We start from the raw sequence: 11,132 nt of genomic DNA, 5'->3' as shown, positions 1-11,132 counted from the left end.
TCCCCTCCCCTTTCGCAGCCCGGAAATTTACCCTCTAGAGGGAATTGAGATATGAACGAACTGACCAACTTCGCGAACCCGGTCCAGAAGCCGGAAACCTTCGACCAGATCCAGATCGGCCTCGCTTCCCCCGAGCGTATCCGCAGCTGGTCCTTCGGCGAGATCAAGAAGCCGGAAACCATCAACTACCGCACGTTCAAGCCCGAGCGTGACGGCCTGTTCTGCGCGCGCATCTTCGGTCCGATCAAGGACTATGAGTGCCTGTGCGGCAAATATAAGCGCATGAAGTATAAGGGCATCGTCTGCGAAAAATGCGGTGTCGAAGTTACGGTGTCGAAAGTCCGCCGCGAGCGGATGGGCCATATCGAACTCGCCGCCCCGGTCGCGCATATATGGTTCCTGAAGTCGCTGCCCTCGCGCATCGGCCTGCTGCTCGACATGCAGCTCAAGCAGCTTGAGCGCGTCCTGTATTTCGAATCCTATATCGTCACCGAGCCGGGCCTGACCCCGCTGGAGAAGTTCCAGCTGCTGACCGAGGACGAACTGCTCGACGCGCAGGATGAGTATGGCGAGGACGCCTTCTCCGCCGGCATCGGTGCGGAAGCGGTCAAGCAGATGCTGATGGACCTCGACCTGGAGGGCGAGAAGCTGGCGCTGCTCGAGGAGCTGGCCACCACCAAGTCGGAACTCAAGCCCAAGAAGATCATCAAGCGGCTAAAGGTCGTCGAGAGCTTCCTGGAATCGGGCAACCGTCCCGAATGGATGATCCTGGACGTCGTGCCGGTCATCCCGCCGGAACTGCGCCCGCTGGTACCGCTGGACGGCGGCCGCTTCGCAACGTCGGACCTTAACGACCTCTATCGTCGCGTCATCAACCGCAACAACCGCCTGAAGCGGCTGATGGAACTGCGCGCGCCGGACATCATCGTCCGCAACGAAAAGCGCATGTTGCAGGAAGCCGTCGACGCCCTGTTCGACAACGGCCGCCGCGGCCGCGTCATCACCGGCGCGAACAAGCGTCCATTGAAGTCGCTGTCCGACATGCTCAAGGGCAAGCAGGGCCGCTTCCGTCAGAACCTGCTCGGCAAGCGCGTCGACTATTCGGGCCGTTCGGTCATCGTGACCGGCCCGGAACTCAAGCTGCACCAGTGCGGCCTGCCCAAGAAGATGGCGCTCGAACTGTTCAAGCCCTTCATCTACGCCCGCCTCGACGCCAAGGGTCTGTCCATGACCCTGAAGCAGGCGAAGAAGTGGGTCGAGAAGGAGCGCAAGGAAGTCTGGGACATTCTGGACGAGGTGATCCGCGAGCACCCGGTCATGCTGAACCGTGCGCCGACGCTCCACCGTCTGGGCATCCAGGCGTTCGAACCCGTGCTGATCGAGGGCAAGGCGATCCAGCTTCACCCGCTGGTCTGCTCGGCCTTCAACGCCGACTTCGATGGCGACCAGATGGCCGTGCACGTCCCCCTGAGCCTTGAGGCCCAGCTGGAAGCGCGCGTGCTGATGATGTCCACCAACAACATCCTCTCGCCCGCGAACGGCAAGCCGATCATCGTCCCCTCGCAGGACATGGTTCTGGGTATCTATTACCTGTCCATGGAACGTGAAGGCGAGCCGGGCGAAGGCATGTTGCTGGCCGACATGCAGGAGGTCCATCAGGCCCTCTACGCCAAGGCCGTCACCCTGCATTCGAAGATCATCAGCCGCGTGCCGCAGACCGACGAAAATGGTCAGCAATATATGAAGCGGTTCGAAACCACACCGGGCCGGATGTTGCTGGGCGAATGCCTGCCCAAGTCGCACAAGGTGCCTTTCGACGTCGTCAACCGCCTTCTCACCAAGAAGGAAATCGGGGACGTCATCGACCAGGTTTATCGCCACACCGGCCAGAAGGACACGGTGCTGTTCGCCGACGCCATCATGTCGCTGGGCTTCCGCCATGCGTTCCAGGCCGGCATCAGCTTCGGCAAGGACGACATGGTGATCCCGGATTCGAAGACGACCTTCGTCGACGAGACCAAGGCGCTGGTGGCCGATTATGAGCAGCAATATCAGGACGGCCTGATCACCCAGCAGGAAAAGTACAACAAGGTGATCGACGCCTGGAGCCGTTGCGGCGACCAGGTGGCGAACGCCATGATGGACGAAATCCGCGCCCAGCCCAAGGACGAGAATGGCCGCATGGCGCCCATCAACTCGATCTACATGATGGCGCATTCGGGCGCCCGTGGTTCGCAGGCGCAGATGAAGCAGCTTGCCGGTATGCGTGGCCTGATGGCCAAGCCGTCGGGCGAGATCATCGAAACGCCGATCATCTCGAACTTCAAGGAAGGCCTGACCGTCCTTGAATATTTCAACTCGACCCACGGCGCGCGCAAGGGCCTGGCCGACACCGCGCTCAAGACGGCGAACTCGGGCTATCTGACCCGCCGTCTGGTCGACGTGTCGCAGGACTGCACCATCGTCGAGGAAGATTGCGGCACCGAAAAGGCGCTGGAGATGAAGGCCATCGTCCAGGGCGGCTCGGTCATCGCCTCGCTCGGCGAGCGTATCCTGGGCCGCACCACGGCGCAGGACATCGTCGACAGCAAGGACGGTTCGGTCATCGTGCCGATCGGCACGCTGCTCGACGAAGCGCTGGTGGCGCAGATCGAGGCGATCGGCACGCAGGCGGTGAAGATCCGCTCACCCCTGATCTGCGAAAGCAAGATGGGCGTGTGCGGCAAATGCTACGGCCGTGATCTCGCCCGCGGCACGCCGGTCAATATCGGCGAAGCGGTCGGCGTCATCGCGGCGCAGTCCATCGGTGAACCGGGCACGCAGCTCACCATGCGGACCTTCCACATCGGCGGCGCGGCGAACTTCAACGAAACGTCGAACCTGGAAGCCATGTCGGACGGCACGATCGAGTTGCGCGACATGCCCACCATCGTCGACAAGAATGGCCGTCGCCTGAGCCTCGCCCGCAACGGCGAAGTCGCGATCATCGACTCCGAAGGCCGCGAGCGCGAAACCCACCGCCTGCCTTACGGCGCCACCATCCTGTTCGCGGATGGCGACGAAGTGAAAAAGGGCGACCGCTTTGCCGAGTGGGACCCGTTCACCATGCCGGTGATCACCGAAAAGCCGGGTATCGTGAAATATCAGGACCTGATCGACGGCAAGACGCTGACCGAGCAGACCGACGAAGCGACCGGCATCGCCCAGCGCGTCGTCACCGAACATCGCGGTTCGGCGCGGTCGAAGGAGGATCTGCGTCCCCGCCTCACCCTGCTCGACGATCAGTCGGGCGAGGCGGCCCGCTACATGCTGGCGGTCGGCGCGACTCTGTCGGTCGAGGACGGGCAGCAGGTGGAAGCCGGTGACGTGCTGGCGCGTGTCTCCCGCGAAGCGGCCAAGACCCGCGACATCACCGGCGGTCTGCCGCGCGTCGCCGAACTGTTCGAAGCCCGCAAGCCCAAGGACAATGCGATCATTGCCAAGGTGTCGGGCCGCGTTCAGTTCCTCAAGGATTACAAGGCGAAGCGCAAGATCGCCATCAATCCCGAGGATGGCGGCGAGCCGGTCGAATATCTGATCCCCAAGAGCAAGGTGATCGACGTTCAGGAAGGCGACTATGTGAAGCGCGGCGACAACCTGATCGGTGGTTCGCCCGACCCGCACGACATATTGGAAGTGCTCGGCATCGAGCCGCTGGCCGAATATCTGGTCGCCGAAATCCAGGAAGTCTATCGCTTGCAGGGCGTGAAGATCAACGACAAGCATATCGAGACGATCGTTCGTCAGATGCTGCAGAAGGTCGAGATCACCGTGTCGGGCGATACCACCTTGCTGGTGGGCGAGCAGGTCGACCGCGAGGAGATGGACGAGATCAACAGCAAGCTCGCGCCCGGCTTCCAGCCGGCCGAGGGCAAGCCGGTGCTGCTCGGCATCACCAAGGCGTCGCTCCAGACCCGTTCCTTCATCTCGGCGGCATCCTTCCAGGAAACCACCCGCGTCCTCACGGAAGCGGCGGTCCAGGGCAAGAAGGATACGCTGGTGGGCCTCAAGGAGAATGTCATCGTCGGCCGCCTGATCCCGGCGGGCACGGGTGCGGGCATGAACCGTATGCGCGTTGCCGCCTCGTCGCGCGACGCGGCGATGCGCGCCGCGCTGCGCGCCGCCAGCCAGGTCGACCTGATCGCGCCCAAGACGGCTGCGCAGGAACATGCCGCCGAACTGCGCCAGGGCCCGGAGGCCGCGATCGGCGACGATCCGCTGGGCGCCGTCCAGGGTGAGGATTTCACCACCGAGGACATGGAATAAGGTCTTTGAAGGCACGGGAGCCGCTTCCGTTGCAAGGAGCGGCTCCCAAGCCCTTTTGCTGAAACAAAGAACCCGCCGATGCATCCGCATCGGCGGGTTCTTTGTTTCACGAGCTGTAGAGGGACAGGCGCGCGCGCCCGTCAGCGATCGACCTCTACGTCATCGAAATAGACGGTCTGATTGACCCCACCGGCCAGAACGAGAGATCCGGCGGGGTCAACTCGTGGACAGACTCTACATCAGAATGAGGGACCTTTCGGGGGGCAGGTCATGGGCGGTCGATTATCATCGCCATGTTACATTTGTCACTTCCCGACTATTATATAATGCCCAATCCTTTCGTCGTAGATTTTTGATGCATCGCAACATCATCTTGCAAACGCTTTCTGCGCCATTTACACATGCCAAGCCTTCCACGGGAGACAGATGTGCGTAAGGGAATAATATTGGCGGGGGGCTCCGGCACCAGACTTTATCCATTGACCAGGGGCGTCTCCAAGCAATTGATGCCCGTCTATGACAAGCCGATGATCTATTATCCATTATCGACCCTGATGCTTTCGGGGATTCGCGACATCATGATCATCACGACCCCGCATGACGCTCCTTCTTTCCGGGCGTTGCTGGGGGACGGCAAGGAACTGGGCATATCCCTTTCCTACGCCGTCCAGCCCGAGCCAAAAGGGCTGGCCCAAGCCTATCATATCGGCGCCGATTTCGTCGGCAGCGATCCTTCGACGCTCGTGCTGGGCGACAATATCTTCTACGGCCATGGCCTGGTGGATCTGTTGACCAGCGCAGGCCGGCGGGAAAGCGGCGCCACCGTCTTCGGCTATTATGTCGGCGATCCCACCGCCTATGGCGTGGTGTCCTTCGACAAGGATGGCCGCGCCGAGACGATCGAGGAAAAACCGGCCCAGCCCAAATCCAACTATGCCGTCACCGGCCTCTATTTCTACGACGGCCGCGCGGTGGACATGGCGCGCGACCTGGCGCCCTCGCCTCGCGGCGAACTGGAGATCACCGACCTCAACCGCCTCTATTTGGAGGAAGGCGCGCTGTCGGTCGAGATCATGGGCCGCGGCTATGCTTGGCTCGACACCGGCACCCACGGCTCGCTGCTCGACGCGGCGCTCTATGTCCGCGTGACCGAGGAGCGGCAGGGGCTGAAAATGTGCTGTCCCGAGGAAATCGCCTGGCGACAGGGCTTCATCGACGATGGCCAGCTCGAAGCGCTCGCCTCGCCGCTGCGCAAGAGCGGCTATGGCAATTATCTGATGGACCTGTTGAAGGGTAAGGGCGCAATCGCATGAACATCGTCAAAACGGCCATTCCCGGCCCGCTGATCATCGAACCGCGCGTGTTCGGCGACGATCGCGGCTTCTTCTACGAAAGCTGGAACGCGGACGCCTTCAGGGCAGCCGGCCTCGACCTCCGCTTCATGCAGGACAACCATAGCAAGTCCGCGCGCGGCGTGCTGCGCGGCCTGCATTTCCAGAATCCCAATCCGCAGGGCAAGCTGGTCCGTGTCACCGCCGGGCGGGTGTGGGACGTGGCGGTCGACATTCGCAGGTCCAGCCCGCATTTCGGAAAATGGGTGGGCGTCGAACTGTCCTCCGCCAACAAGCGCATGTTCTGGGTGCCCGAAGGCTTTGCCCATGGCTTCGTCGCGCTGGAGGACGGCACGGAGTTTCTCTACAAATGCACCGCCACCTATGATCCATCGGCCGAACATTCGCTGATGTGGAACGATCCGTCGGTCGGCATCGAATGGCCGCTTGAAGGGCTGGAGCCGCAACTGTCGGGCAAGGACGCCGTCGGCAAGGCGCTGGCCGAGATCGAGGCCTTCGCATGAAGGCGCTGATCGTCGGGGCCAAGGGTCAGCTGGGTCGCGGATTGCAGGCCACCGCGCCCGCCGGCGCGGCGCTGACCTGCGTTGATGTCGATGAACTCGACATCACCCGGCCCGAAGCGGTGTGGGCCTTCGTCGCGCAGGAAAAGCCCGACCTGTTGCTGAATGCCGCCGCCTATACGGCGGTGGACAAGGCGGAACAGGAAGAGGCGCTGGCGCTGGCGATCAACGGCACGGCGGTCGGCACGCTGGCCGACGCGGCGCGTGCTGTCGGCGCCCGCTTCGTTCATGTCTCGACCGACTTCGTCTTCGACGGCTTGTCCGGCGTGCCCTATGCGCCCGATGCGCCGACCGCACCCCTGAGCGCCTATGGCCGGACCAAGCTGGTGGGCGAGCAACTGGCGGGACCGGATGCCCTGATCGTGCGCACCGCCTGGGTCTATGCGCCCACCGGCGGCAATTTCGTGCGGACCATGCTGCGCCTGATGGGCGAACGGCCGGAAGTGCGCGTCGTCGCCGACCAGATCGGGACGCCCACCTATGCGCCGGGTCTGGCGAGCGCGCTTTGGACGATGGCAGGCACGGGAGCTGGCGCGGGTGTCACCGGCCTGCACCATTATACCGACAGCGGCGCGGCAAGCTGGTACGACTTTGCCGTTGCGATCCAGGAGGAAGCGCTGGCGGCGGGCCTGCTGAACCAGCGAGCCCGGATTGTGCCGATCCCCAGCAGCGACTATCCGACGCCGGCGAAGCGGCCGCATTATTCGGTGCTGGACAAGGCGTCGACCTATGCGGCTCTGGGCGGTCCCACCCCGCATTGGCGCGCGAATTTGCGCGTCATGATGACAGCCATCAAGGCCGAGGGGTAAGGGCCAGGCGCGCTCGTGAAAGCGCGCCTGGCCGCTTCGTCGTGGACCCGGGCTTTGGCGTCGGCCGCCCCCCGGTCAGGCCGCCGTCAGACCAAGCGCGCGTAACAAAGCCATGGCGCTGTCGTCCCAGCCATCGCTCAGCGATGGCGCTGGATCGGGCTCGCGCAACACATTGAGGATTTCGCCGCCGAGCGCTTCGGGCGCCTCGTCGCTGAAATAGAAGAGGCCCGGCCGCGCCAGTTCGCGAAAGACCGGCAGGTCGCGCGCCAACACCTTGCGGCCCTGGCGCAGCGCCTCGACGATCGGCAGGCCGAAACCCTCGCCACGGGACGGCATGACGACCAGGGCCGCGTGCGCATAGAGGGCGCTCAGCAGTTCATCCGATGCCTGGTCCAGCCAGATGAAGCGCGCGTCCTCCGCCTCCAGCGCCCGCATCCGCGCCTGCAGCGCTTCGGTGCGCCAGCCGGGGCGCCCCACAAGAATGAGGTTGGGGGCATCTTCCCCAGCAACGCGCCAAAGATGCGCCATGGCGTCGAGTATGCAATCATGCCCCTTTCGCGGCTCCACCGTGCCAACCATCAGCACCGTTCGTCGCTGTCGGATGCGCGCAATCGCCTCGATACCCTGCTCGCCGATACCCTGTGTGGGATTGGTCGCCTCGACCGCTCCGCTCAACGGGATAGCAGGCAATGCGATCTCCGCGCGCCGGGGCGCTTTCATCGCGGCAAGCCAGCCGTCCAGATCGGCCGCGACCTGCCGCGAAATGCAGATGGCGCTGTCGGCACGGCGGGCCAGCACCTTGATCCATTTGCGGAAATTGCGCCCCGTGCTTTCGGGAAACCATTCGGGATGCTGGAGCGGGAGCAGATCATAGACGAGGATATGCACCGTCGCCCCGCGGCGACGCCACCGCGCGATCTGGCCTTCGTGGCGCGACAGGCGATGCGCGGCCAGATCCAGGCCGAGGAAAATATCCCCCGCCCCCGCCCGGAGCGGGGGCGCGTTCGGCGCGGGCAGCGCCAGGCGGCCCGTATCAGGATCGAACCCGGCGACGCCATAGCCTCGTCGAGCCGTTGCCGCGACCGGCAACAGCGCGACACCGCCCAGATCCATGCGATGGAGATGAAGCCAGATCGCCCGCACCACCCGTTGGATGCCCGTGCCCGCGTCATGCTGCGCGATGGTGGAAACATCCACCAGCAATCGACGTGGCATGGATGGCGCGATGGCCGGTGTTCTGGCTGCCGAAGGACATAGGCGCCTCAGCAGTCCTTCAAACCAGTTCATTCGGTAGCGTGCGCCTGATAATATTCATAGGCCGCGTCCATATCGGTGAAATGGGCCAGCGTGCCACCGGCCAGCACCGACGCCCGGTCGCAATGATCGCGAATATAATTATCGCTGTGCGATACGATGATCATGGCCCGATCCTTGCGCTTCTCGAACAGTTCGTGATGGCATTTCTGCTGGAAGCGCGCGTCGCCGACCGCCACGATCTCATCGATGAGGAAGCAGTCGAAATCGACCGCAAGGGAAATGCCGAAGCCCAGACGCGCGCGCATACCCGCCGAATAGGTTTTGATCGGCTCGCGCATATAGCGGCCCAGCTCGGCGAAATCCTCGACCTTGGCGGCCGCCTCCTCCGGGTCGGTTCCATAAACGCGACAGATGAAGCGCAGATTGTCCATGCCGGTCAGGGACTGTTGGAAGGCCCCGGAAAAGGCCAGCGGCCAGGAAATCGACATGTCCGTGACGAGGCGGCCGGACGTCGGCTCCTCGACCCGGCCGATCAGACGGATCAGCGTCGACTTACCCGCGCCGTTGCGCCCGAGAATGCCGATCTTCTCGCCCCGTTCGACCGTGAGATTGAGGTCGCGGAAAACCCATTGCCGGCCCGACCGGATATGATAGGCCTTCGAAATATTCTCAAGTCGGATCATGCCGGAACCAGATTGCGGCTAGCGTGCCGAATTTCCGCCAGAGCCATAACGGTGAAGAAAAGGTTGCACAACGCCATGTAGCCCAGATCATAGTGCGGGACGAATTGAGAACCGAAGAAGCCGTCCCTCACGCATTCCACACCATGCACCATGGGCAGATAGAGCACGAACTTCGCAAAATCGGCCGGCAGAGCATCGACCAGAAAGGCCGATCCCGACAGCGGAAACAGCAGATAGGCCATAGGGTGCCAGAATTTGTCGACCAATTCGGTGCGATGCGACAACGCCCCCAGGAACATGCCCAACGACATGCCCCACCAGGCAAGCATACACCAGCCGATGATGACCAGGAGGACATCTTCCGGCATTTGCAGCAGGCCGACCGCCGCGAAGACCAGCGTCAGGATGAAGAAGGACGTCCCGACGCCCACCCCTTCCAGCAGCAGGCGCGCCGCGAAGATATCGAAGACCCGCACATTGCGGTGATACATCAGCGATAGATTCGGCTCGATCGAATCCACCAGGCGCGAGGGCATGTTGCGCCAGACGAGAACGCTCGAATAGCCGGTCAGCGCAAAGGCTGCGATCGGCAGGTTCGATCCATGCGTCGCTTTCGTCAGACTCCATATGGCGGTCACACCGAGGGTGAAGATCATCGGCTCGATGAAAAGCCAGAGGAAGCCGATATTGTGGCGTCCGTAACGGGTGATCACTTCGCGCATCAACAATGCGCCGATCACCCGCCGCTGGATCGCCCACGACCGCAGAAAGCTGGTTCGCGGTTCGTCCTGATGCGTGTCCGACATCAGTCCTTATGCTCCCTGACACCGCCGATCAGCATCGAAAGCACCGCCCAGACGACGAGACCGAGAACGAAGGTGCTCAATATGCCGCGCAAACGACGCGGTTCGCCCGCATAGTCCGGCTTGTTCGGCTCGACGATCCGCTCGACATAAGCGCGCTTGCGGCGCGCCTCGTTCCGTGCGTCCTGCAGCGACGCAATCGCAGCTCCCAATTGCTTGTCGGCAAGCTGGCTTTCCAGCTGGAGCCGCTGGAACTGCGCGGCGGTGGCGGCGAGCGACTTCTTGCTGCCGGCCACCAGACCGATCTGCTGGTCGATTTCCCGCCCCAGTTCCTGGACCCGCGTCTGCAGCACCGGAATCTGCGGATTCTGTGGCGTAAAGACGCGCAACTGGACAAGCTGGGTCTTCGTCGCGATCAATTCGTCCTGCAGCTTGGAGATCATCTGCAACTGGACGGTAGCCTGCTGCTCGGGATCGACCACGCCTTCGCGGTTCCGATAATCCGACAGTGCCAACGCGGCCTTGCGCGCGACTTCCTTGGCTTCGTCCAGTTCCTTGTTGGCATAATCGATCAGGTCCGAACGGGCACGACCGTTCAACGTATTGACCAGCGCCTCCGCTTGCATCAGCAGGCGACGGTTGATTTCCTGCGCATCCTGCGGCGTGAAGGCGCGAACCTTCAGCGTCGTGATCGACGACACGACATCATGATCTACATCTATCTTGTCGGAATAATATTTGAAAAGACGTTCATGCCCGCCCCTATTGTGGAACGGATCGAAACGATTGAGGATGGAGATATGGTCATTGCCATAGGCCTTGGCAACCAGCCCGTCCCGGTTCAGCGCATCCAGAGCATCGCGCGAAAGTATGTAGTCATGCGTCGCATAGCCCTCATTCGCGTCATTGGACATGCCGCCCGCCTTGAACAGGACACCAAGGCTGGAATTATTGCTCTTGTCAGGACTCCGCACGACAAACCGCGATTCCGACAAATATACATCGGAACTCAAAGCAAAATATAGAGTAGCGATCGCTGTGGGAACAAGTACCGCTACAACAAACAGGGTTGGCAACTTGCCAACGCGCTCAGGAATTTTTATCATCGGCGTCCATCAGCCTGTGGTTCGCGGCTGTGTTAGGAGCAGCCTTGTCCAAAGTCCAGCATATTGCAACGCGACAAGGCGGACCGTGAATCATGCGTTGCACAATCCCCTCACTGGTCCTTTGTAATCACGGATCGCCGTGCTAGTGGAAACCTCCTCAACCGATTGCGGGGCCGGAATTACTCATGAAAATCACGATGATCGGCACGGGTTATGTGGGCCTTGTGTCGGGAGCCTGTTTTGCGGATTTCGGGCAT

General features: G+C 62.3%; 9 protein-coding genes. 5 read left to right on the top strand and 4 right to left on the bottom strand.

What is annotated here, in order from left to right:
- The first annotated feature begins 51 nt into the window (after positions 1-51).
- From rpoC to rfbD, 4 genes are all read left to right on the top strand, one after another.
- Positions 52-4,305 (top strand): DNA-directed RNA polymerase subunit beta', encoded by a 4,254-nt coding sequence (gene rpoC / locus AC58EF_RS26380; protein WP_497279411.1) that lies wholly within the window; start codon positions 52-54, stop codon positions 4,303-4,305.
- Between the two features lie 428 nt (positions 4,306-4,733).
- Positions 4,734-5,618, top strand: coding sequence for a glucose-1-phosphate thymidylyltransferase RfbA (rfbA, locus tag AC58EF_RS26375; RefSeq protein WP_497279409.1), 885 nt, complete (start codon positions 4,734-4,736; stop codon positions 5,616-5,618).
- On the top strand, positions 5,615-6,160 hold the full coding sequence (rfbC, locus tag AC58EF_RS26370; RefSeq protein ID WP_497279407.1) for a dTDP-4-dehydrorhamnose 3,5-epimerase: 546 nt from the start codon (positions 5,615-5,617) through the stop codon (positions 6,158-6,160). Before rfbA ends, rfbC begins: the two co-directional genes overlap by 4 nt.
- Positions 6,157-7,026, top strand: coding sequence for a dTDP-4-dehydrorhamnose reductase (rfbD, locus tag AC58EF_RS26365; RefSeq protein ID WP_497279406.1), 870 nt, complete (start codon positions 6,157-6,159; stop codon positions 7,024-7,026). The genes rfbC and rfbD overlap by 4 nt, the downstream gene beginning before the upstream one ends.
- A gap of 75 nt (positions 7,027-7,101) precedes the next feature.
- On the opposite strand, the gene AC58EF_RS26360 is transcribed toward rfbD, so the two are convergent.
- The 4 genes from AC58EF_RS26360 to AC58EF_RS26345 all read right to left on the bottom strand — a co-directional run bounded on the left by AC58EF_RS26360 (position 7,102) and on the right by AC58EF_RS26345 (position 10,683).
- Positions 7,102-8,241, bottom strand: coding sequence for a glycosyltransferase family 4 protein (locus AC58EF_RS26360; RefSeq protein ID WP_497279404.1), 1,140 nt, complete (start codon positions 8,239-8,241; stop codon positions 7,102-7,104).
- A gap of 68 nt (positions 8,242-8,309) precedes the next feature.
- Positions 8,310-8,966, bottom strand: coding sequence for an ABC transporter ATP-binding protein (locus AC58EF_RS26355; protein WP_497279403.1), 657 nt, complete (start codon positions 8,964-8,966; stop codon positions 8,310-8,312).
- The gene (locus tag AC58EF_RS26350; protein ID WP_497279402.1) at positions 8,963-9,772 is read right to left on the bottom strand and encodes an ABC transporter permease; all 810 of its coding nucleotides are present in this window, start codon (positions 9,770-9,772) and stop codon (positions 8,963-8,965) included. The genes AC58EF_RS26355 and AC58EF_RS26350 overlap by 4 nt, the downstream gene beginning before the upstream one ends.
- Positions 9,772-10,683, bottom strand: a complete 912-nt coding sequence (locus tag AC58EF_RS26345) for a KpsE/RkpR family capsule polysaccharide export protein (RefSeq protein ID WP_497279401.1) — start codon at positions 10,681-10,683, stop codon at positions 9,772-9,774. Before AC58EF_RS26345 ends, AC58EF_RS26350 begins: the two co-directional genes overlap by 1 nt.
- 377 nt (positions 10,684-11,060) lie before the next feature.
- On the opposite strand from AC58EF_RS26345, the gene AC58EF_RS26340 reads away from it, so the two are divergent.
- Positions 11,061-11,132, top strand: a 72-nt coding sequence (locus AC58EF_RS26340; RefSeq protein WP_497279432.1) for a hypothetical protein, incomplete at its 3' end; no start/stop codon positions are given.

The sequence above is a fragment of the Sphingobium sp. WR1 genome, from assembly GCF_059693745.1.
This window is presented reverse-complemented; position numbering and strand designations above follow the sequence as displayed.